Raw genomic sequence first — 20,776 nt, forward strand, 5'->3', positions numbered from 1 at the left:
GATCGGAATGTCCCGTTATGGCCTGCGGAAGGGCACGGCCGTTCGCCCGCCGTACAGGTGCGGCCTGCATAATCGCTCGCAGTGGTATCGGGGAGGGGACCCATCATGACCGGACACGTCTGTCCTGAATGCGGTGTACACAGACCTGGCTGCGCCTGCGCCCGGGCGGCGGAAATGGCGGCGGCCGAGGACTTCGACCCGCTGCGGATCAGGCCGTACGTGACCCTGGACGCCTCGGAGGGACCGGCAGGGCGGTACGAGGCGTACGAGGCGGGGACGGGGGCTGACGCGGGGGGCGTGGGTCCGGGGGGCCTCGGCGTGACGGGAGTCGGTCCCGCGGGCGCCGGTTCGGCGGGAGTCGGTCCGGGGGGCGTCGGTTCGGCGGGCGTCGGTCCGGGGGAAATCCTTGCTGCGGATGGCGCTGTGGCAGGGCCGGACGCCCAGCAGACCTCACTCCTGCCGGCGTACGCGACGGAGGACGCGGCAACCGCGCACGTACCGGCGTACGCGACGGAGGACCCGCCGACCGCACACATACCGGCCTACTCCACCGAGGACCCGCCGACCGCCCAGCTTGCGGCGATCCGCCCGGAGAGCGCCCTCACGGCACCGATACCGGCCACGTACGCGGGCGGCCCGGAGTCCGAGGCGTACCCGGCGGCGGCCTATCCCGGCGCACACCCGGGCGGCCCGAGCCCGGAGACCTACCCCGGCGGCTCCGGCCCCGACGCGTACCCCGCCGACCCCACGGGTGACCCCTCCGAGACCATGCCGCTGCTGTTGCGCGGTGTCGGCGAGGTACCGCCCGCGCACGAGCGGGCACGGGGGCGGGGGCGCAAGCGCGGCGTCGTGGTCGCGGCGGTGGCCGCCGTCGCCGTGGCGGGCACCGCGGCCCTGGCGGCAGCCGTCCTCGGCGGAGCGGACGAGACCGACGACCGGGCGGCCGTGCCCGACGTGACCACGAGCGCCTCCCTGAACGTCGCCGTGTCGGAGGCCCCGTCCCCGTCCTCGGAGACGCCGGAGCCGACCACGTCCTCCCCGACGCCGCACCGGACGTCCGCGTCGCCGTCGCCGACCCCTTCCCCGAGCCGTACCACCGCGAGCGCGTCGGCGGCCCCTCCGGCCGCCACGCACTCCGCGGCTCCGCCGACCAAGGCGCCGACGACGGCCACGCCGTCCTCGCAGCCGCCCCGGGCGACCGAGGACGCGGCGGCCACGCTGAGCCTCGGTTCCTCGGGCGACGAGGTCGTCGAGCTCCAGGCGCGGCTGACCCTGGCGGGGGCGTACCACGGCGACGTGGACGGGGAGTACGACCAGGAGGTCTGGCGCGCGGTGAAGAACTACCAGTCGTGGATGTACATCCAGGGCGACCCGAAGGGCGTGTACGGCCCTCACACGCGCGAGGTCCTGGAGCGGAGCACCTGGCTCTAGAGGCAGTACGACGACCGGGCGGCGGGCCGCGGGATTCCGGAGCGCGGGCCGGTTGGCCAAGACGGCCCCGGGTTTTGTATCGTAGAAGAACAAAGTGGCCCCGCCCGCACTCCCTGACCGGTGGGCGGGACCACTTCGTTCTCCGTGCCACCCCTTCTGGAGACCCGATGCCTGCCACCACCCCGGCAACGCTCACCGCCCGCGCCCTCCTGCTCGACATGGACGGCACCCTCGTGAACTCGGACGCCGTCGTCGAGCGCTGCTGGCGCCGCTGGGCGGACCGCCAGGGTCTCGACGCGGGCGAGGTGCTCAAGGTGGTCCACGGGCGCCAGGGGTTCGCGACGATGGCGGTCCTGCTTCCGGACCGCCCGATGGCGGAGAACCACGCGGACAACCGGATCATGCTGGCCGAGGAGACCGCCGACCTCGACGGGGTCGTACCCGTCCCCGGCGCCCCCGCCTTCATGGCCGCGATCGCGGACCTCCCGCACGCCCTGGTGACCTCGGCGGACGAGGCGCTGGCCCAGGCCCGGATGGGCGCGGCGGCGCTCCGGATGCCGGAGATCCGGGTCACGGCCGAGATGGTCGGCGCCAGCAAGCCGGACCCCGAGGGCTTCCTCAAGGGCGCGGCGGCGCTGGGCTTCGAGCCGGCGGACTGCGTGGTCTTCGAGGACTCCGAGGCGGGCATCCAGGCGGGCCGTGCGGCCGGCATGCGCGTGGTGGGCGTGGGCCCGCGCGCGGCGGCCTTCGCGCCGGACGTGCACGTCGCCGACCTCACGCGGTTGCGGGTGGAGCCCGCGGCCGACGGCACGATCACGCTGACCGTCCTGGCGTAACCCTCCCCCCTTTCCTCTCGACCCGCGCGCGACCGGAGCTTCCGGCCGCGCGCGAGCCGTTTCCCGGCAGTCCGCGACGCTCCGACTCCCCCACCCTCGCCCCACCTTCCCGGCCGCCTCCGACTCCCTGACCGCGGGCGGAATCTGGCACCCCATCAGAACACGTCACACCCCTTGATGTGACGTGTCCATGTCGCCACCCTGTTACCTGGCGCACCCCCCACCGAAACCTGGCGCCGCCACGATGACCGGGCCCACCGCCCGGCACCCCGCGGGGACGTAGCCAGCCCTGGTCCCCCCACATCAAGGGAGTTCGCATGCCCACCGGCATGATCTACGCGCGTCGACTCGCCGTACTCGCCACCTCCGCCGCCCTCACCGTCACCGGCTTCCTCGCCACCGCCCCGGCCGCGCAGGCCGCGATGCCCACCCCGGTCAGCGCCGCGACCGCCCGTACCTACCTGGCCGCGCTCACGGTCAAGGCGGAAGGTTCCACCACGGGTTACAGCCGGGACCTCTTCCCGCACTGGATCACCCAGTCCGGCACGTGCAACACGCGCGAGACGGTCCTCAAGCGCGACGGCGTGAACGTCGTCACCGACTCCAGCTGCGCCGCGATCAGCGGCAGCTGGTACTCCGAGTACGACGGCGCCACCTGGACCGTCGCCTCCGACCTGGACATCGACCACCTGGTCCCGCTCGCCGAGGCCTGGCGCTCGGGCGCGAACTCCTGGACCACCACCCAGCGACAGGCCTTCGCCAACGACCTCACCCGGCCGCAGCTCATAGCCGTCACCGACAACGTCAACCAGGCCAAGGGCGACCAGGACCCGGCGACGTGGCTGCCCTCGCGGACGACCTACCGCTGCACGTACGTCCGGGCGTGGGTGCAGGTGAAGTACTACTGGAACCTCAGCGTCGACTCCGCGGAGAAGAGCGCCCTCCAGTCCGTCCTCAACGGCTGCTGACGGAAGCACCGCTGAACGCGCGTCAACAACGGTCGTCGGGGAGTGAGCCGCGCCACACGCTCCCCGATGACCGAATGTTGAACTTGCAAGTACTACTGAGGGGTGCCTAACCTTACGGCCTCATCGGTTTCCGTCCCCCCGCGCCCCGCTCCCCACGAACGGGGCCGCAAGGCCGAAGGAGTCCCACCCCCATGACCGCTCAGAGCACTACCCCCGCGAGCCTCCCGGCACGCCTGAACCAGGCCCAGCCCTACGCGCTCGGCCTCTTCCGCATCGTCGTCGGCCTGCTCTTCGCCTGCCACGGCGCCTCCTCGCTCTTCGGCCTCCTCGGCGGCACCGCGATACCCGCCGGCACCTGGCCGGGCTGGTACGCGGCCGTCATCCAGCTCGGCGCAGGCGTCCTGGTCCTGGCCGGTCTCGGCACGCGCAGCGCCGCCTTCCTCGCCTCGGGCTCGATGGCGTACGCGTACTTCAAGGTCCACCAGCCGGAGTCGCTCTTCCCGCTCCAGAACGGCGGCGAGGGCGCGGCCATGTTCTGCTGGGCCTTCGCGCTGCTCGTGTTCACGGGCCCGGGCGCGCTGGCCCTGGACCGGCTCTTCGGCGCCGGCGAGGCCACGGACGCGAAGACCCGCGAGGAGCGGGGCACGCCGGTAGCGGCCTGACGCAGGGGCCGCCTAGCGGAGGGGGCCGGAATCCGCAGTGCGGTTTCCGGCCCTTCTGCACGCCGGGGCTGGGCCCTACGCGGCGAGGGCGTGACCGTACGCGGCGAGGAGCCCGACGCCGACCTCCCACCGGGCCGCACCCCACCCCACACCCCGCCCCACACCCACCGGGCCGCACCCACCAGGCCACGCCCCGCCCCCGCCCCACACCCACCGGCAGCGGACCCCCCGCCCCCGCGTAGGCTCTGGCCCTGTGAATCTGCTCGACAGCCTGGGCTCGCTGCGGTCGCTCACCGCCGGTCCGTGGATCTATCCGGTGGTGGCGACGTCGATCCTGCTCGACGTCTTCCTGCCCGTGCTGCCGAGCGGCTTCCTGGTGATCACCGCCGCCACGGCCGCGGCGACGGCGACCGGCGCCTCCACCGGCGTACCGTCGCTCCTCCCCCTGTTCCTCTGCGCGGCGACCGCCTCGACGCTCGGCGACTTCCTGGCATACCGCCTGGCGCTGCGGGGCGGGGCCAGGCTGGACCGGGCGATCGCACGCTCCCGCCGCCTCGCACTGGCGCAGGAACGTCTCGGCACCGCGCTGGCCCGGGGTGGCGGACTGCTCGTCGTCCTCGCGCGCTTCGCCCCGGCCGGCCGCTCCGTGGTCTCGCTGGGCGCGGGCGCGGCGAAGCGGCGGGTCGAGGAGTTCCTGCCGTGGTCGGCGCTGGCGGGCGTGACCTGGGCCTCGTACAGCGTGGGGCTCGGCTGGCTGGGCGGTCAGTGGCTGGGCGCGACCTGGTTCAGCGCGGGGGTGTCGACCCTGGCGCTGTTCCTGGCGGGCGGCCTGGCCGCGTACCTCATCCGGCGCCCGGGCACGGCGCCGGCACCCGCGTCCTGACGGAGACGAGCAGGGAGTTCCCCCTCCCCGCCCCCAAGGCTGCGGATACGGCTACCGCGCCCCGGCAGCCACGGGCTGAGGCTCCCGCGCACCGGCGTCAGCAGCGTGGTCGTGGTCGTCGTGGTGATGGTGATGGGGCGCGCCGCGCACGACCAAACCGTCCAGCAGTCTCGCGGTCGCGTCGGCGATCTCATCCACGGCCCGCTCGAAGACCTCGCGGTTGTGGGCGGCGGGGGCGCGGAAGCCGGAGACCTTGCGGACGTACTGCAGGGCGGCGGCGCGGATGTCGTCCTCGGTCGCCTCCTCGGGCAGCGCGGGCGGACGGAGAGTCTTGATGCTGCGGCACATGTCTCCAGTGTGGCGCGCCCCACTGACAACCGCTGGGAACCGCCTGGAACAGCATGAACGGCCCGAACGCCCGCACGGCCCGACCGGCCCGGAACCGCCCGGAACCGCCGGGGACCCCCTCAGCCCCCCTCAGCCCCCTCAGCCGCCCCTCCGCCGCCCCTCATCCGCCTCCGAGCCCGCGTCTGCTCCGTGCGTTGATCTCGGCGGTACGGGCCCTCAACTCGTGCAGGGGCGTGGCGGGCTGGACGTCGACGGGCTCGGCCTCCCACTCGCCGCCGCCGTGGACGGCGCGGATCAGAAAGCGTCCGGAGACGCACTCCACATAGAAACCGACCCGCCCCGTGGCGGTGTCGCGGACGAGGTCACCGACCTCGGGCAGTGGCTGCACGCATCCCCTCCGTCCCGAATCCTGAAGCCTGGGGACACTCAGAGAAGCGCGGCGACCCCGCCCTGTCAACGTATCTCTAGAGATGTCCCCCGATGGATGGATCGACCGGGCGGGACGGCGTACTGGTGTGCACCGGGGCCGAGGAGCGCGCCGTAGGGTGTCCGGCAATGGAAGGGAGTGGTCCACCCGTGACTGACCAGGACAGCGCTCGTCGCCCCAAGTACCAGCGCATCGCCGACGAGTTGAGAACCGCGATCCGGTCGGGCGCCTTCGCGCCGGGCGATCGGCTCCCCGGCGAGAACGACCTCATGTCGACCTACGACGTGGCCCGCATGACGGCTCGCCAGGCCCTCTCCGTCCTGCGTACGGAGGGGCTCACGGAGGCGCGCAAGGGCGCCGGGGTCTTCGTCCGGGTCTTCCGCCCGCTGCGCCGCCGGGGCATCCCGCGCCTCGCCGGGGAGCAGTGGGGCAGCGGCCGCTCGGTCTGGTCGGCGGACGTCGAGGACCGGGAGCTGGTCGTGGACCAGATCGAGGTGGGCGAGGCGGAGGCCGGGGACCGGGTGGCGGGGGCGCTGAACCTGGCGCCGGGGGCGCCGGTCTGCGTCCGCAGCCGTCGTTTCGTGCTCGATGCGAAGCCGGTGCTGCTCTCCGTCTCGTACCTCTCGGCGGAGCTGGTGCGGGGGACGCCGATCGCGGAGCCGGACACGGGCCCCGGCGGCACGTACGCGCGGCTGACGGAGCTGGGGCACCGGCCGGTGCGGTTCCGGGAGGAGATCCGCTGCCGGATGCCGACGGCGGAGGAGTCGGACCGGCTCTCGCTGGAGTTCGGGACGCCGGTGGTCCTGATCGGGCGGACGGCGTTCACGGGGCCGGGGATGGCGGTGGAGCTCAACGAGATGACGCTGGACTCGTCGTCGTACGTCCTGGAGTACGACTTCGACGCGTAGCGACGACCTCGAACCGCGCGCCGGGGTCGGCGTGGACGACGTCCCCGGAGAACTCGGCGGCGGCCAGGGCAACGGCGTCCACCAGAGCGGTCCCGGGCCCGACGTGCGTCACGACGAGACGGCCGGCCCGGGCGTCGGCGGCGCTGCGTCCGGCCTGGGCGGCCGAGTGATGTCCAGGCACGCAGCCGTCGGCCTCACAGAGAAACAGATCGCAGTCGAGGGCGAGTTCGACCAGAGGAGCACACGGCTCGCAGTCCCCCGAATAGACGAGGGAGGCCCCTCCCCCGTCCTCCACGCGGAGGGCGAAGGCGGGCAGGCCACCGTGCTCGACGGCGCGGGACCGAAGGGTGAGCCCTCCGACCCGTACGACATGCCCGTCGTGCAACTCCTCGACGGCGAAGGCTCTTTCGACGGGGCTGCGGTCGGGTCCGTTCGTCAGGAAGGCGGCGAGGCGGTCGGCGATGCCGGGCGGGCCGAAGAGGGGCAGGGGCAGCGGGAGGTCGAGGCCGGCGTACAGCAGGGCGTAGTAGGCGGTGAGCAGGTCGGCGCTGTGGTCGGCGTGGAGGTGGGAGATCCACACGGCGTCGACCGACCCGAGCGGAACGTGACGCTGGAGCTCGGCGAGGGTGCCGGTGCCGGCGTCGACCCACAGGCGGACGCCGCCGCCCTCGACGAGGTAGCCGGAGCAGGCGTTGCCGGGCCGGGGGAAGGGGGTGGCGGAGCCGAGGACGGTGATTCGCAACAAGTCGCTGCCCATGCGTCGAGTCTAGGCCGAGCTGCCGACAACTGACCTGAATCCGTGCAGAAGAAGTGAAGATCGTGCGTATCGTGTGTGCTCGCCGGGCCCCATCGGCGGGCGCCCGGCAGAGAACTGAGGGACATTCATGCTTCGCGTACGCACGCTCGCGGCCGTGACCGCGGCCGCCGCCTCCGGCATCCTCCTGCTGCCTTCGCAGGCGCAGGCGGCCGGTTCGGTCCACCTGTACAAGATCTACTACGACAGCCCGGGCACGGACAACCGGTCCAACAGCAGCCTGAACGCCGAGTACGTCCAGATACGCAACACGACCGGCGCCGCGGTCAACCTGCGGGGCTGGACGCTGACGGACGCGGCCAACCACAAGTACACCTTCGGCGCCTACACGCTCGGCGCGGGCAAGATCGTGACGGTCCGCACGGGCCGGGGCACGAACACCGCCGCGAACGTCTACCAGAACCGCGCGGCGTACGTCTGGAACAACGACAAGGACACGGCGACGCTGCGCAAGTCGAACGGCACGAGCGTGGACACGTGCGCGTACAACTCGACGCGGGTGGACTACAAGTGGTGCTGACGAGGCACCACGCCTGAGGCCGGCCGGGGGCCGGGCGGCTCAGGAGGCCTCTGCCGCCTCCCGGGCCCCCGGCACCCCGCCCCCGTGCTGCTGGACATCGGAGTTGACCTGCCCGCCGAGGGTCATGACGTTCAGGGTGGCGGAGTTCTCGTTGGCGATGGCCTTCTCGACACGGGAAACAAGAACAGAAAACGCCTCACGCCGACCCAGGCCGTGATACGGCCCGACCTTGGTCTCGAAATACACCCGCTCATGCCCGAGCAACTGCTCGGTGGACCGGTAGTTCTTCCACTGCTCGCGATAGCGGTAGACGCTCTCCAGCGACACGGCGGCGACGACCACGACACTCAGCACCGTGGCGGTGACCCGAGCGAACCCCAGGTCCAGATTGACGAACACGGGCACCAGAGCGCCCCCGACGACGGAAACGGTCCGCATCCGCAGATGCATGGCCTTCATCCGGGTCGCCTTGACGTCGTACCAGCCCTGATACTGCGCGAGCCTGGTCTCCACGTACCGCTGCGCCGTCATCTCGCCACCCGGCACCCCCACATCGGGCGCGTCCCCCACCTCAACCATCCCGCGAGTACACCCCCCAGCCCAACCCCCCGTCAACTCCCACCAAACGAAGCCGCACCCCCCTCACGCACGGCACCAAGCAGAGGGCCGTACAGGACAGCAGTCATCCACAGTCGTTGATGTCAGATTCGGATGTCACCTGTCGCCGCCGTCCCGCGAACGGCCGCGGATAGTCCGAGGCCTCCCCGACCGGGGGATAGTCCCTGACGAAGCTCACGTAGACGGGGTGCTCGGGGTACCCGGCTTCCATCCTCACGCAGATGTCCACGTCGTGATGGGCGAGCCGGTGCAGGTACTGGACGAACAGCTCCAGCTCCTCGTCCGACAGCCGCTCGCCGAACCGCTCGTTGTGCATGCCACCCCCGCCACCGACCGATCGACAGGGCCGGACGACACCCGAGCCGAAGCACACGGACGGCTCGCAGGCTCCACCGCTGGCGACCTCCTGAAAAGCAGGCGACGAACCAGGCTGATGGACGGGAACCATCACGGCCGAATCCGCGGAACTGCCGTCTGACTCTGCTGCCGGCTGATGGGGATCTCGTGATGATGAACGTCTACGCCCACGTCGTCCAGGACACGCAGTGCGAAGCCGTGGGCCACATGGACCGGCTACTCAGGAGCCGTCCCCGGGCGTAGGCCATTCAAGGGCGGTTCGCCAGCTCGGCTGCTCGGCTGCCCAGCGGAGGACGGCATCACGGACTGCGGCCTGGGAAGCTGACCGCGTCCCCTCGCGCTCAGCGGCCGTACCCGCTAGATGGACCACCTCGTAGGTATCGTCCTCGTCGAGCAGGACCTGGATGTACCAGTCGCCCTCATCCTGGTCAGTCATCCGCTGGAGAAGCATGTGCTCCCTGTGTCGCAGCCCGGCAAGCATCGCCTCGATCGTGGGGCCGTCGGGGCTGCGGACCAGCCGTCCGTCGGGGGCCAGCGCGACAAGCTTGCGCAGCCCGAGACCCTCCTTCTGATGCCTATCCCGGAGCCACTCCTTCTCCTGACCGGTCAGGAGAGACGGCGGTATGGGAGGCACGTCAGGGTTGCAGACAGCGGATCGGACCACGACCCCACCGTCCACAGGCGGTACACGTGGACACCGCCCTCCGCCAGCGGCACCGCAAGGGTCGTCGGCGCGGGAGGACCGGGAATGCAGCGCCCCACGTCCTCCCCATACGGGCCACCGTGGAAGATCGCGTGCATCCAGCCCTTCGGCGGTCTCCCGGCCGTGTCGAAAACGTCCTCCACCGTTCCCCCTTCGACGGAATCGCAGCCCCCACGCCCCCTGCGCTCTGGTGACCATGGACGTTGATGTCAGATGTAGATGTAGATGTCAAAGGCCCCCAGCCGTGATCGGCTGGGGGCCTTTTCCCTGGTGGGCGCGGACGGTTTCGAACCGCCGACATCTGCTTTGTAAGAGCAGCGCTCTACCCCTGAGCTACGCACCCGTGGAAGAGGCAACAGCCTACATGGCCGGGGGGTGGGTGCTGCAAACGGATGGGGGCGGGGGGTAGCCCCACCCTTGGGACGGTGGGTCGCCTGATCGTGGGGTGGGGTGGTGGGGTCGTAGCGTCGGGGGGTCGGCTTGTCTTTCTGGGGGAAGGTTCGTCATGGCCGTAGGTCGCCCGTTCCGTGTGCTGCTCGCCTCCGGGGTCGCTGTGTTCGCGCTCGCCGGGTGTGGGGGTGCCGATGTCGAGGGGGCGCCGGTGGAGCGGAGGGCGTTCGCGTTCGACGGGGACGCGCTCGTCGTCGACTCGGACGACTCCGATCTGGTGATCACGCCCGCCGACGTCGACGACGTGCGGGTGGAGCGGCAGGTCGACGGGTGGGTGGTCATGGGGTCCGGGCCCGAGGCGAGCTGGAAGCTGGTGGACGGGAGGCTCACCCTGCGGGTGGAGTGCGATGCGGTTGCCGCCAGCTGCTCGGCCGTCCACCGGATCCAGGTGCCCCGCGGGGTCGCCGTCAGCGTCGAGGACGGCGACGGTGACGTCACCGCCGAGGGCTTCACCACGCCCCTCAAGGTGCGGTCCGATGACGGGGACGTGCATGTGCGGAGGGTGAGTGGGGGGCTTGATCTCGGTAGTCGGGATGGGGACGTGAGGGTTGACGGTTCCGTCACTTCTCCTTCTGTCTTCGTTCGGGCCGACGACGGGGACGTGCACGTCACCCTCGACGCCGTTCCCCGCGAGGTCGATGTCGTCACCGAGGACGGGGACGTCGCCCTGGCCGTGCCGAAGGGCGAGTACGAGGCGTCCGGTGCCAGTGATGACGGTGAGGTGCGTATCGACGTGCCTCTGCGGGACGGCAGCGGGCACGTCGTCCGTCTGCGCAGTGACGACGGGGATGTCGTCGCGCGCACGGTGAACTGACCGGGCCGTGTGTTCGTCCTTACCGGGTGGGAGAATGAACCGGACCGGGCACGGCGGACACAGCACGGGGAGTAGTACGTGGCGGCGAGTGGTGTGAGGGGTACTTCGGCGCCCAGGTCTTCATCCGCGTTCCGGTTGGCTTTCGCGCTTCCTCTGCTCGTGGGTGCGCTGCTGCCGCAGGCCTTCGCCGGCGGCGGGACCCGCCGGTGGTTCGGCGGGCGCGGTGAGGGGCAGCGGGCCGAGGCCCAGGCCGCCAAGGACGCCGCCGCCGCCTCCTTCTACGAGCTCGACACCGCCCAGCGCGGGCTCCGCATCTCCATCGAGACCATCACCGCCGTCGACAGTTCGCCGGACGCTCGTCGCGCCGTCGACGGGTTCGAGGCGCTGGGGCGGCGGATCGATGAGGTCAGTCATGCCTATATCTCCGCTGTCGACGCCCATGATCTCGATCGGGACGAGTTGGATGCCGGGACCGCTTCGCGCGCTCGTGCCGAGCTCACCCGCGCCAAGGAGGAGCTCGACCGCGTCAAGGGCGAGTTGGACCGCTTCGAGGAAAGCCTCGCCCCGCTGCTCGGGAGTGCCGAGACCCAGCTCGCGCGCCTCGCCCCAGCCGTCGAGCGCGCCCGGCAGGCGCTGCGGAGCGCGAGCGGTGCCCTGGATCTCGTACGCGAGGGTGGGCTGCGCGCCGACGACCTCGCCGCGCGCCTCGCCGCACTCGGGCCCGAGCTGACCCGCCTCAACGAGGGCGCGGGCCGGCACGGCGTCTCCGAGACCCTCCAGCGCGCCGACCGGGTGCTGCGGGACGCCGAGGCCGTGCGCGCCGAGGCCGAGCGGCTCCCCGAGCGGGCCGCCGAGATCGACAAGCGCCTCGTGTCGCTCCGTACCCGCACCGAGGCCCTCACCACCCGCGCCGGGGGCGTCGAGCCCGTCCTCTCCGAGCTCCGGCGGCGGTACTCGGCCGCCTGCTGGCAGGACCTCCAGCACGTGCCCGAGCAGGCCGTCGTCACCCTCCGGCAGGCCGAGGAGCGGCTCGCCGAGGCCGGGAAGGCGCGCGCCGAGCAGCGCTGGCCCGACGCGACCTCCCTGCTCTCCACCGCCCGCGCGCTCCTCGACTCCACCGACGAGGCCGTCTCGGCCGCCGGGGAGCGGCTGCGCCGCCTCGACGCCGTCGCGAAGGACCCGAAGGCGGAGATCGACCGCGCCCGGTTCGCCGTACGGGACGCCCAGCGGCTCGCCATGGCCGGGCGGAACACGCCCGACCCGCGCCACGCCCGGCCCCTCGACGACGCCGTCGCCCGTCTCGACCGGGCCGTGGACGGTCTTGAGGGCCGTCACCCGGATTACTGGCATTTCCTGACCGAGCTGGAGGGCGTCCGCGCCACCGCCGCGCGTGTCGTCGGCCTCATCCGGGAGGAGCGGGGCTCCGGTCACTGATGTCCGGCGGACCCCGCCGTTAGCCTGGTCCCATGCCTCGTTACGAATACCGCTGCCGCACCTGCGGCGACACCTTCGAGCTCAGCCGTCCCATGGCCGAGTCCTCCGCCCCCGCCGCCTGCCCCGCCGGGCACGACGACACCGTGAAGCTGCTCTCGGCCGTCGCCGTCGGCGGAACCAGCACCGCCGCCCCCGCGCAGGGCGGTGGCGGCGGTGGCTGCTGTGGCGGCGGTTGCTGCGGCTAGAACGTCACTGCCGCTCTGAAGCGGCGCAGGATCTCCTCCCCCGCCGCCACCCCTCGCTCCGCGAGGACGTCGAGGTGGGGGGCCGTCCAGTCACTGTCGGCCAGTTCGCCGTGGCCCGGGCGCCAGGCCCGGTCCGCGGCGAGCAGCAGGTCGGCGTCGAGGAGCGAGTCCCCCGCCGCCAGCGTGAGCGTCGCACCGGTGCGGCGGGCGACCTCGCGGACCGCCGCGCTCTTGGTGAGCGGCTTCGGTACGGCGTACACCTTGCGGCCCTGGAGCGAGACCGTCCAGCCGCGGTCCCCCGCCCACGCGCCGAAACGGTCCAGCCAGTCCTCCGGGAGCCGCTCCCGCTCCACGACGAGATAGGCGAACAGGTCCTCGGCCACCCGGTGCTTGCGCACCCACGACAGGTCCGTGGTCGCCGTGAGGTAGGCGCGGATCTCGGAGAGCGGCGCGCACTCGTCGGCGAGCCTGCGGACCACGGACTCGTGCCAGTCGCGGTCGGAGACGCCGTCGACGAGGATGTGCCCGCCGTTGGCGCAGATCGCGTACGCCGGCGCCGTCCCCGGGAGCTGGATGCGCTGGTACTGCTTGCGCGTCCGCGTCGTGGTGGGCACGAAGACCGTCTCGGCGGTCAGCCGCGCGAGGAGGTCCGCCGCGTCCTCGGTCATGTAGGAGAGCGGCTTCGACTCGTGGACCTCCACGCAGAGCAGCCGGGGCGCCTGGGCGTCCGGCATGCCGAGGGCCAGGGCCGCGGTCGAGTAGATCAGGGTGCGGTCGAGGTCGCTCGCCACCAGGGTCTTCGTGGCCGTGCCTGTGCCCGCGCCCGCGCCTGTACCTGTGCTCGTGGCCGTGGCCGTGCTCGTGCCCGTGGCCGTGCTCGTGGCCGTGCTCGTGCCCGTGCCCGTGGCCGTGCTCGCTGTCGTGGTTGCGCTCGTGGTCTTGTTCACTGGGACACCACCGCCTTGCCGTCGGCGCCTGTCGCGCCCCTCGTGTACTGAGGGTGGATCAGGCCCACGCAGCTGTACGGCAGTTCGTCGACCTCCTCGACCGGTACGCCGCGCTGTTCGGCCAGCAGCCGGACGTGCGCGAGGTCCGCGTCCGCGCCCCGCTTGGCGAGGATCTTCCAGGGGACGCGGCGCAGCAGCACGCGCGTGGTCTCGCCCACGCCCGGCTTGACCAGGTTGACGTCGTGGATGCCGTACTCCTCGCTGATCCGCTCGACGGCCGCCCAGCCCTCCCAGCTGGGGGTGCGGTCGGCGGCCAGGAGCTCCTTGACATCCGTGTCGACGGTCGCGGCGACCTCGTCGAAGCGGGCGGCGACGGCGTCCAGGAAGGCCTCGGAGACGTCCGCCTCGGCCAGTTCGCGGTAGAACTTGGCGCCGTGGAAGTCGTTCGGTCCGACGAGGTCGGAGCGGAGGACCGTACGCGATATCAGGCCGGAGACGGTGGAGTTGAGGCACGCGGAGGGGATGAGGAAGTCCTCGCGGGTGCCGTAGGTGCGGACGCAGGAGCCGGGGTCGGCGAGGACCGCGATCTCCGGGTCGAAGCCCTCGAACTCCTTGACCGCTTCCGCGAGTTCGCGGGTGATGGCACCCTTGCCCGTCCAGCCGTCGACGAACACGACGTCCGCCGGGTCGTGGTGGGCGGCGAGCCAGCGCAGCGCGTTGGCGTCGATGCCGCGGCCGCGCACGATCGAGACGGCGTAGTGCGGGAGGTCCAGGCCGTGGCGGGCCTTCGCCCAGCGGCGCATCAGGACGCCGACCGGGGTGCCGGCCCGGGCCAGGGAGACCAGGACCGGTCGCGCCGACCGCTCGGCGAGGACGGTCTCGGTGACGGTACCGACCGCGCGGGCGATGCGGGCCGCGGAGCTCTCCAGGGCCGCGTGGAAGAGCTCCTGGTAGCGCTCGCTCGGCTGGTACTCGACGGGCAGCGACTCGGCGTAGTGCGCACCGCCGCTCTGGATGGCCTCCTCGCGTTCCTCGGTGGGGGCCTCGAGTTCGACGTCCGAGAGGTCCTGGAGCAGCCAGCCGACCTCTTCGGGTGCGTACGAGGAGAAGGCGGGGCCGCGGAGGGGCTCGGGCAGCATGGAGCTCCTTTCGGGAGCTTCGGTGGCTTCGGTGGCCTTGATGGCCTCGGTGGCGGAGACCGTGGGTGTGTAGGACGGGATCACCGCGAGCACGACGCGCGGGATGTGCGCGGCGAGCTGGGCGAGCAGGCCGTCCGGGGCGTGCAGGGCCGGGGTGTCGGCGGCGGAGTCCACGACGAGGACGACGGCGTCGAAGCCGGCGCCCGCGACGTTGTATGCGTAGCGCTCGCCGGGGCCGTCGGCGGGGTCGTCGTGGGCCGGGAAGACGAGCCGGGTGCGTATCGCGTAGCCGGGGTCGTCGACGGCCAGGACGGGCGAGCGGGTGGTGGTGGAGTAGCGGACGTCGTGGCCGGCGTCCTCCAGGGCGGTGCCGAGGCGCAGCGGCGCGTACATCAGCTCCTCGAAGCCGAGGACGAGCAGGCGGGGGCGGTGCGGGGGCCCTGCGGGGGGCTGCGGGGCCTCCAGGGCCTCCGGGGCCTCCAGCGCCTCCGTTATCGCCTCCGCCATCGTGGGCAGCGTCGTCTCCAGGCGCTCCCGGTGGTCCGTCGTGAAGCCGTGCCGGCCGCCGTCCGGCAGCCCGTCCGGCCAGCCGAGCTCCACCCGTACGACCGTCTCGCCCGGGAGGGGTACGGGGACGGGGGCCGTCACCGTGTGCTCCGCCACCAGCGCCTGGCCCTTCTCCAGGACTCCGTCCGGGAGGCGGACCGTGCCCGAGGCGCCGGCCATCAGGTCGACGCGGGCACCGATCTCCGTGGCGAAGGCGTCCAGGCGGCCGAGGTCGGCGGCGGAGCGCATGTCGACGAGGGCCACCACGACGTACCGCTCGCGCGGGTAGCGCTCGTGGAGGGCGCGGATGGTGTTGAGGACCGTGTTGCCCGTCGAGAACTCGTCGTCGACGAGGACCAGCGGGCCGTCGCCCGCGAGGAGCTTCGGGTCCTCCGGCAGCAGGAGGTGCGAGGTGGCGTGGGAGTGGGACTCCTCGAAGCCGCCCGCGCGGGCGACGCCGGCCACCGGGCGGCGGGTGGAGTGGAGGTACGGGGCCAGGCCGAGGCCGTCGGCGACCGCGTGCCCGAGGGCGGTGGCGGTCTCCGCGTACCCGAGGACCACGGACCGGGCGGCCTCCTCGTCGCCGAGGAGCTCGCGGACGCGCCGGCCGAGCGCGAGGCCGGAGCCGTACACGACGGAGGGGCGCTGCGGCACGTGCTTGCCGAGCACGCTGGAGACCAGCAGGTGCGCGCGCTTGGGGTTGCGACGCAGTGCGAGGCCCAACAGGTCAGGCAGCTCCTCGTCGCCGATCAGTTCGACGCCCAGTCGCTCCGCGACCCACGTTCCGGTCCACACCACGTCGTCGACGTCCCTTCGTCAGCTGCCGGCCAGGCCGGCGGTGAGCAGATCCACGAAGCCGACGTCCTCCTTGGCGACGCCGAAGACCTCGGCGCGCAGGAGGGTGCGCTCGGCCCACGCGCGATGCGGCTTCACTTCGTTCATCTTGTTCGTATAGGCGGAGCGGAGCACTCCGCCGCCGTCCCGCTCGGGCCGCAGGATGTCCTGGGCGTCGCTCCACTCCTCGTGGCTGACGACGGAGAGGGCGTGCACCGGCACCACGTGGGTGGGGTGGATGCAGGTCTTGCCGAGCAGGCCGTTGGCCCGGTCGAGTTCGATCTCGCGGAGCAGGCCGTCGAGGTCGTGCTCGATGAGGGCGGTCCGCAGGTCCTCGGCGCGGCCCTCCAGGAAGGGGCTGCGGCGCAGCTGCGGCTTGAACATGCGCTCGCCGGGCCTGAAGTACTCCCAGACGGGTCCCGTGACGGTGAAGCCGGTGCCGTCGGAGCGGCCGAGGACGTTGACGACGTCGGCGATGACGTTCGCGACGATCTTGATGTCGTACGCGGTCATGTCGGGCGAGCGCCGCAGCCCGTAGGCGGAGCAGAAGTCGGTGACGCCGAGGCGGAGGGCGAGGACGCGGTCGCGGTACTTGTCGGTGATCGAGGCGATCCCGGCGAGGGTCTCCGCCCGGGTCTCCAGGTGGAGGAGCTCGGGGGACTCGAGGACGGGCATGGCGAAGAGCCGCCTGCCGCTCGTCCGCTCGGCCTGGGTGAGCGCTTCGAGGAAGGCGTGGCCGCGGGTCTCGGTGAACTTGGGCAGTACGAATCCGGACAGCAGGCGCACCGAGTCGCCGAGGCGGTCGACGAGGTCGGTGATCTGCCGCGGTTCGCGGACCCGGATGAAGAGCAGGGGCAGGTCCGGGGCGGTGTCGGCGTCGAGGTCATCGGACTGCGGCCCCGCGGCGCGGCCCCCCTCCCCCGCCGGCCCCGCTGCCAGGTCCGCGAAGTGGTGGACCAGGTTGGCCTCGCCCGCCTCGACCTCGGCGTCGCTGATCGAGTCCTCCAGGCAGAGGACCATGGAGACCACTCCGCGGCCCGCCTGCTTGCGTACCGCGTCGGCGAGCCGGGGCCGGGTGGCCGGGCTGTACAGCGTGGCGCCCAGGGCCACGGCGAGCGTGCGGGCGGGCGAGTCGGCGCTGAACGCGGCCGGCTCGCGGTGGAACAGCCCGGCCCGCACCGCGGACGGGATGTGCCCGAAATGACGCATGTAAGTCCCCCGTCTGCCTCTTCGGGCCCTGATGACATGTGGCCGGTAATAGTACGTAGGTACGGGTGTCCTTAGTTCCCTCCCTGCATGAAATTCAGGTAACTCGTCAGCATCCGTCACCCCTTCCCGTATCGGTGGCGCCCCCGCGTTGTCCGCGGGTCGGGCGGGAGGGCAGGATTGCGGTCATGACGCACGCGATGCTGAAGGGCTCCAACGTCCCTCTCGACACCGCGGCCGTACGGGCCGTGCTCCGCTGGACCCCGGGCCCCGGGGTCCCCGACGTGGACGCCTCCGCCCTGCTCCTGGGGCCGTCCGGGCGCGTGCGGTCCGACGAGGACTTCGTCTTCTACAACCAGCCGCGCCACCCCTCGGGCCTGGTGCGGCGGCTGCCGAAGAAGCGGGTCGCCGAGGGGCTGACGGACACCGTCGAGGCCGATCTGGCCGGGCTCGACGTCTCCGTCGACCGGGTGGTGATCGCGGCCTCCTCCGACGGCGGCACCTTCCGCTCCGTCTCCGACCTGCGGATCCTGCTGTACGACGCGGTGGCGGGGCCGGAGCGCGAGCCGCTGGCGCTGTTCGACGTGACGGCGGAGACCGGCGAGGAGACGGCGGTCATCTGCGGCGAGCTGTACCGGCGCGGGGACGGCTGGAAGTTCCGCGCGGTGGGCCAGGGCTATCCGACGGGCCTGGTGGGCCTCGCCACGGACTTCGGCATCTCGGTCGACGAGGACGCCGCGCAGGAAGCCGCCCAGGAGGCTGCGCAGGGAGCCGCCCAGGAAGCCGCTCAGGAGGCCTCCCAGGGCGCCTCCCAGGGCGCTCAGGACTCCCCGGGGCAGACCGGCGCGACGCACGACCCCGATCTCGATCTGACCGTGGTCCACACCCCCGTACCGCCGCAGCCGACCGTGCCGCCCATGCCGGACCGGGCGCCCGCCTACGGCTACCCGCAGCAGCCGGTGAACGCCCCGGCCCCCGCGTACGGCTACCCCCAGCCGGTGGGCGCCCCCGAGCAGAACCCGGCGCCGGAGTTCCGCATGCCGCCGATGGGGCCCCAGTTCGTCCGGAGCTGAGCCGGCGGACAGGGCCCTACGCCTTGGTCTTGTAGCCGCGTCCCCACTGGAGCCCCCAGCCGTACAGCCGGTCCAGCTCGGCCTGGAAGCCGTACACGAACCGCACCTCGCGGCGGACGGTCAGCTGGCCCTTGACGTTCTCCATGGAGAAGACCGCGCAGGAGCGGGCCTGGGGGGCGCGCTCGTCGAGCTCGATCTCGATCCGGGGGCCGTTGCTCGGGTAGAGCGTGACCTTGGCGTGCGTACGGTCGAAGGCCGGCGTCTGGTCGTAGATGTACGCGAAGAACAGCAGGCGCTTGATCTCGTCCCGGTGGTCCAGGTTGACGAAGATCGTCTCCCCGGAGGAGCCGCCGAAGCGGTCGTCGCCGCTCAGCTTCACGTACGGGGCGGCGTTGAGGTCGCCGAAGAAGCCGCCGAGCGGCTGCACGACGCCCTTGCTGCCGTCGGTGAGCTCGTAGAGGCAGCCCAGGTCGAGGTCGACGTTGACCATGCCCTGGGTGTGGGCCTGGACGACCTCGGGCTTGAAGAGCTGGGCGGGGTTCCGCAGCAGCCGTCCGCTCTGGCGGGAGCGGCCCTCGATGTCGGAGGTCCGCATCCGCCAGGAGAGGTTCACCCGGAGGTTGCCGGTGGCGGCGCCCTGCTGGGTCAGCGAGACGGTCGGGCGCCGTTTCGTCAGGTCGATCGAGTTCGATGCGGCGCTGCCCGAGTCGAACTGCGCCGCCCTGCCCGGAAACAGGTTGTCCCAGAAGGCCATGGCGCCTTCACCCCCCACTGTCGTCACACACCGCGCACATGCCTGCGGGGCGGCCGGTCGTCGGCCGCCCCGCAGTGAAGCGTTCCTCGTTGCCGGGGGTGTCACACCCCGGACGGCACCTCGGTCTTGTCGCCCGAGGAGCCGGAGCCGCCCTCGGCCGCCGCGAGCCGCTGGTTGCGGCGCACGGAGGACCAGAAGGACCAGCCGATGAGCGCGACGCCGATGCCGCCGGTGACGATCTCGGGGATCTCGTACTGGATGGTGATCATGAGGACCACGGCCAGGGCACCGATCGCGTAGTGGGCGCCGTGCTCCAGGTAGACGTAGTCGTCGAGGGTGCCCTGGCGGACCAGGTAGACCGTCAGCGAACGGACGTACATGGCGCCGACGCCCAGGCCGAGCGCCATCAGCACGATGTCGTTGGTGATGGCGAAGGCGCCGATGACACCGTCGAAGGAGAAGGAGGCGTCGAGGACCTCCAGGTAGAGGAACATGAAGAAGGCGGCCTTGCCGGCCAGCTGGACCACGGAGACCTTCTTGCCGCTGCGCTTGGCCTCTTCCTCGGCCTCCTGCTCGGCCTCCTCTTCCTCCTCCAGCTTGTTCTCGAAGTAGCCGGAGAGACCGCCCACGACGAGGTACGTGATGAGGCCGGCGATGCCGGAGATCAGGACCGTCTGCGCCTTGTCGACGTGCGCGCCGCCGTGCTGGTGGGCGTGGGTCGCGAAGGTCATGGAGGTGATGAGCAGGACGACGAGCGCGATGCAGACCGACAGCATGTCGACCTTGCCGAGCTTCGCCAGCGGGCGCTCGATCCAGCGCAGCCACTGGATGTCACGGTCCTCGAAGATGAAGTCGAGGAAGATCATCAGCAGGAACATGCCACCGAAGGCGGCGATCGACGGGTGCGCGTCGGTCACCAGTTCCTGGTAGCGGTCCGCGTCGTTCAGCGCGAGATCGACGGCCTCGATCGGGCCGATCTTCGCGCTGATGGCGACGATGACGACGGGGAAGACGAGGCGCATGCCGAAGACGGCGATGATGACGCCGATCGTGAGGAAGATCTTCTGCCAGAAGGCATTCATCTTCTTCAGGATCCCGGCGTTGACCACAGCGTTGTCGAACGACAGGGAGATCTCGAGGACGCAGAGGATCGCGACGATCCCGAACGCCTCCCACCCCCCGTAGAGCACCGCCACGGCCAGGCCGATCACAGTGATCGCGAACGACCAGCCGAAGGTTTTCAGAATCACTGTCTACCCCATCGTGAAATTACATGGCTTTACGAAACGTTGACCCCGAAGTCTAGAGCGATGCCCCGGAGCCCGGATGCGTACCCCTGCCCCACCGCCCGGAACTTCCATTCGCCGTTGTAGCGGTAGAGCTCTCCGAAGATCATCGCGGTCTCCGTGGAGGCGTCCTCCGAGAGGTCGTACCGGGCGAGTTCCTGGCCGTCCAGCTGGTTCACCACGCGGATGAACGCGTTGCTGACCTGGCCGAAGCTCTGGCCGCGGTTGTCCGCGTCGTGGATCGACACCGGGAAGACGATCTTGTCGCAGTGGGCCGGCACCTTGGTGAGGTCCACGATGAGGGACTCGTCGTCCCCGTCACCCTCGCCGGTGAGGTTGTCGCCGGTGTGTTCGACGGAGCCCTCGGGGCTGCGGAGCTGGTTGTAGAAGACGAAGTACTCGTCCCCGAGCACCCGGCCCGCCTGGCACAGCAGGGCGCTGGCGTCGAGGTCGAAGGGGGCTCCGGTGGTGGAGCGCGCGTCCCAGCCGAGCCCCACGAGGACCTGGGTGAGGTTGGGTGCGGCCTTGGAGAGGGAGACATTGCCTCCCTTGGCGAGCGTGACGCCCATGATT

At 71.7% G+C, this 20,776-nt stretch carries 23 protein-coding genes and 1 tRNA gene; 11 read left to right on the forward strand and 13 right to left on the reverse strand.

Annotated features, from left to right (window positions below):
* The first annotated feature begins 423 nt into the window (after positions 1–423).
* The 5 genes from ACWGN5_RS16255 to ACWGN5_RS16275 all read left to right on the forward strand — a co-directional run bounded on the left by ACWGN5_RS16255 (position 424) and on the right by ACWGN5_RS16275 (position 4,780).
* On the forward strand, positions 424–1,431 hold the full coding sequence (locus tag ACWGN5_RS16255) for a peptidoglycan-binding domain-containing protein (protein WP_453515367.1): 1,008 nt from the start codon (positions 424–426) through the stop codon (positions 1,429–1,431).
* A gap of 167 nt (positions 1,432–1,598) precedes the next feature.
* Entirely contained in the window at positions 1,599–2,267 is a 669-nt protein-coding gene (locus ACWGN5_RS16260) for an HAD-IA family hydrolase (protein ID WP_453515369.1), read from the forward strand.
* Positions 2,268–2,584: 317 nt separating this feature from the next.
* Positions 2,585–3,235, forward strand: coding sequence for an HNH endonuclease family protein (locus tag ACWGN5_RS16265; RefSeq protein ID WP_453515372.1), 651 nt, complete (start codon positions 2,585–2,587; stop codon positions 3,233–3,235).
* A gap of 191 nt (positions 3,236–3,426) precedes the next feature.
* Positions 3,427–3,897, forward strand: coding sequence for a DoxX family protein (locus ACWGN5_RS16270; protein WP_453515375.1), 471 nt, complete (start codon positions 3,427–3,429; stop codon positions 3,895–3,897).
* A 253-nt stretch (positions 3,898–4,150) separates the two neighbouring features.
* Complete coding sequence (locus ACWGN5_RS16275) at positions 4,151–4,780, forward strand: DedA family protein (RefSeq protein ID WP_453515377.1); 630 nt, start codon at positions 4,151–4,153, stop codon at positions 4,778–4,780.
* Positions 4,781–4,831: 51 nt separating this feature from the next.
* Here ACWGN5_RS16275 and ACWGN5_RS16280 read toward each other — a convergent pair whose 3' ends face one another.
* Entirely contained in the window at positions 4,832–5,128 is a 297-nt protein-coding gene (locus tag ACWGN5_RS16280; RefSeq protein ID WP_453515379.1) for a DUF2277 domain-containing protein, read from the reverse strand.
* A gap of 160 nt (positions 5,129–5,288) precedes the next feature.
* Positions 5,289–5,516 carry a hypothetical protein gene (locus ACWGN5_RS16285; RefSeq protein ID WP_369143998.1) on the reverse strand — a complete coding sequence of 76 codons (228 nt, stop codon included), beginning with the start codon at positions 5,514–5,516 and terminating at the stop codon, positions 5,289–5,291.
* A 188-nt stretch (positions 5,517–5,704) separates the two neighbouring features.
* Between ACWGN5_RS16285 and ACWGN5_RS16290 the strand changes: the two genes are divergently transcribed.
* On the forward strand, positions 5,705–6,463 hold the full coding sequence (locus tag ACWGN5_RS16290; protein ID WP_453515381.1) for a GntR family transcriptional regulator: 759 nt from the start codon (positions 5,705–5,707) through the stop codon (positions 6,461–6,463).
* Here ACWGN5_RS16290 and ACWGN5_RS16295 read toward each other — a convergent pair.
* Entirely contained in the window at positions 6,405–7,220 is an 816-nt protein-coding gene (locus ACWGN5_RS16295) for an MBL fold metallo-hydrolase (protein WP_453515384.1), read from the reverse strand. The genes ACWGN5_RS16290 and ACWGN5_RS16295 overlap by 59 nt on opposite strands.
* Positions 7,221–7,347: 127 nt before the next feature.
* Here ACWGN5_RS16295 and ACWGN5_RS16300 point away from each other — a divergent pair, with 127 nt between their 5' ends.
* The gene (locus ACWGN5_RS16300; RefSeq protein ID WP_453515386.1) at positions 7,348–7,797 is read left to right on the forward strand and encodes a lamin tail domain-containing protein; all 450 of its coding nucleotides are present in this window, start codon (positions 7,348–7,350) and stop codon (positions 7,795–7,797) included.
* A 39-nt stretch (positions 7,798–7,836) separates the two neighbouring features.
* Here the strand turns inward: ACWGN5_RS16300 and ACWGN5_RS16305 are convergent, their stop codons facing one another.
* The 4 genes from ACWGN5_RS16305 to ACWGN5_RS16320 all read right to left on the reverse strand — a co-directional run bounded on the left by ACWGN5_RS16305 (position 7,837) and on the right by ACWGN5_RS16320 (position 9,818).
* A complete protein-coding gene (locus ACWGN5_RS16305; protein WP_453515388.1) occupies positions 7,837–8,376 on the reverse strand; it encodes a DUF4231 domain-containing protein in 540 nt (179 codons plus the stop codon).
* A 103-nt stretch (positions 8,377–8,479) separates the two neighbouring features.
* Positions 8,480–8,731, reverse strand: coding sequence for a hypothetical protein (locus tag ACWGN5_RS16310; protein WP_453515390.1), 252 nt, complete (start codon positions 8,729–8,731; stop codon positions 8,480–8,482).
* A 261-nt stretch (positions 8,732–8,992) separates the two neighbouring features.
* On the reverse strand, positions 8,993–9,436 hold the full coding sequence (locus ACWGN5_RS16315) for a hypothetical protein (RefSeq protein ID WP_453515392.1): 444 nt from the start codon (positions 9,434–9,436) through the stop codon (positions 8,993–8,995).
* A 307-nt stretch (positions 9,437–9,743) separates the two neighbouring features.
* A tRNA-Val gene (locus ACWGN5_RS16320) sits at positions 9,744–9,818 on the reverse strand.
* A 162-nt stretch (positions 9,819–9,980) separates the two neighbouring features.
* Between ACWGN5_RS16320 and ACWGN5_RS16325 the strand changes: the two genes are divergently transcribed.
* The 3 genes from ACWGN5_RS16325 to ACWGN5_RS16335 all read left to right on the forward strand — a co-directional run bounded on the left by ACWGN5_RS16325 (position 9,981) and on the right by ACWGN5_RS16335 (position 12,418).
* Positions 9,981–10,739 carry a DUF4097 family beta strand repeat-containing protein gene (locus tag ACWGN5_RS16325; RefSeq protein ID WP_453515393.1) on the forward strand — a complete coding sequence of 253 codons (759 nt, stop codon included), beginning with the start codon at positions 9,981–9,983 and terminating at the stop codon, positions 10,737–10,739.
* Between the two features lie 135 nt (positions 10,740–10,874).
* Positions 10,875–12,173, forward strand: a complete 1,299-nt coding sequence (locus tag ACWGN5_RS16330) for a hypothetical protein (RefSeq protein WP_453515395.1) — start codon at positions 10,875–10,877, stop codon at positions 12,171–12,173.
* A gap of 32 nt (positions 12,174–12,205) precedes the next feature.
* Positions 12,206–12,418, forward strand: coding sequence for an FmdB family zinc ribbon protein (locus ACWGN5_RS16335; RefSeq protein ID WP_453515396.1), 213 nt, complete (start codon positions 12,206–12,208; stop codon positions 12,416–12,418).
* Here ACWGN5_RS16335 and ACWGN5_RS16340 read toward each other — a convergent pair.
* The 3 genes from ACWGN5_RS16340 to ACWGN5_RS16350 all read right to left on the reverse strand — a co-directional run bounded on the left by ACWGN5_RS16340 (position 12,415) and on the right by ACWGN5_RS16350 (position 17,093).
* Positions 12,415–13,212, reverse strand: a complete 798-nt coding sequence (locus ACWGN5_RS16340; RefSeq protein WP_453515419.1) for an HAD family hydrolase — start codon at positions 13,210–13,212, stop codon at positions 12,415–12,417. The two genes, ACWGN5_RS16335 and ACWGN5_RS16340, sit on opposite strands and share 4 nt — an antisense overlap.
* A gap of 149 nt (positions 13,213–13,361) precedes the next feature.
* Complete coding sequence (locus tag ACWGN5_RS16345; protein WP_453515398.1) at positions 13,362–15,848, reverse strand: phosphoribosyltransferase; 2,487 nt, start codon at positions 15,846–15,848, stop codon at positions 13,362–13,364.
* Positions 15,849–15,866: 18 nt separating this feature from the next.
* A complete protein-coding gene (locus ACWGN5_RS16350) occupies positions 15,867–17,093 on the reverse strand; it encodes an HpcH/HpaI aldolase/citrate lyase family protein (RefSeq protein WP_453515401.1) in 1,227 nt (408 codons plus the stop codon).
* Positions 17,094–17,278: 185 nt separating this feature from the next.
* Between ACWGN5_RS16350 and ACWGN5_RS16355 the strand changes: the two genes are divergently transcribed.
* The gene (locus ACWGN5_RS16355; RefSeq protein WP_453515403.1) at positions 17,279–18,163 is read left to right on the forward strand and encodes a TerD family protein; all 885 of its coding nucleotides are present in this window, start codon (positions 17,279–17,281) and stop codon (positions 18,161–18,163) included.
* Between the two features lie 16 nt (positions 18,164–18,179).
* Here the strand turns inward: ACWGN5_RS16355 and ACWGN5_RS16360 are convergent, their stop codons facing one another.
* The 3 genes from ACWGN5_RS16360 to ACWGN5_RS16370 form a co-directional block, all read right to left on the reverse strand.
* A complete protein-coding gene (locus ACWGN5_RS16360) occupies positions 18,180–18,917 on the reverse strand; it encodes a TerD family protein (protein WP_453515405.1) in 738 nt (245 codons plus the stop codon).
* A gap of 101 nt (positions 18,918–19,018) precedes the next feature.
* On the reverse strand, positions 19,019–20,167 hold the full coding sequence (locus ACWGN5_RS16365) for a DUF475 domain-containing protein (RefSeq protein ID WP_453515408.1): 1,149 nt from the start codon (positions 20,165–20,167) through the stop codon (positions 19,019–19,021).
* Between the two features lie 29 nt (positions 20,168–20,196).
* Positions 20,197–20,772: a TerD family protein gene (locus ACWGN5_RS16370; RefSeq protein WP_041129058.1), complete on the reverse strand. Its 576-nt coding sequence runs from the start codon at positions 20,770–20,772 to the stop codon at positions 20,197–20,199.
* Between the last annotated feature and the right edge of the window lie 4 nt (positions 20,773–20,776).

This window comes from Streptomyces sp. NPDC055815, from assembly GCF_053616475.1.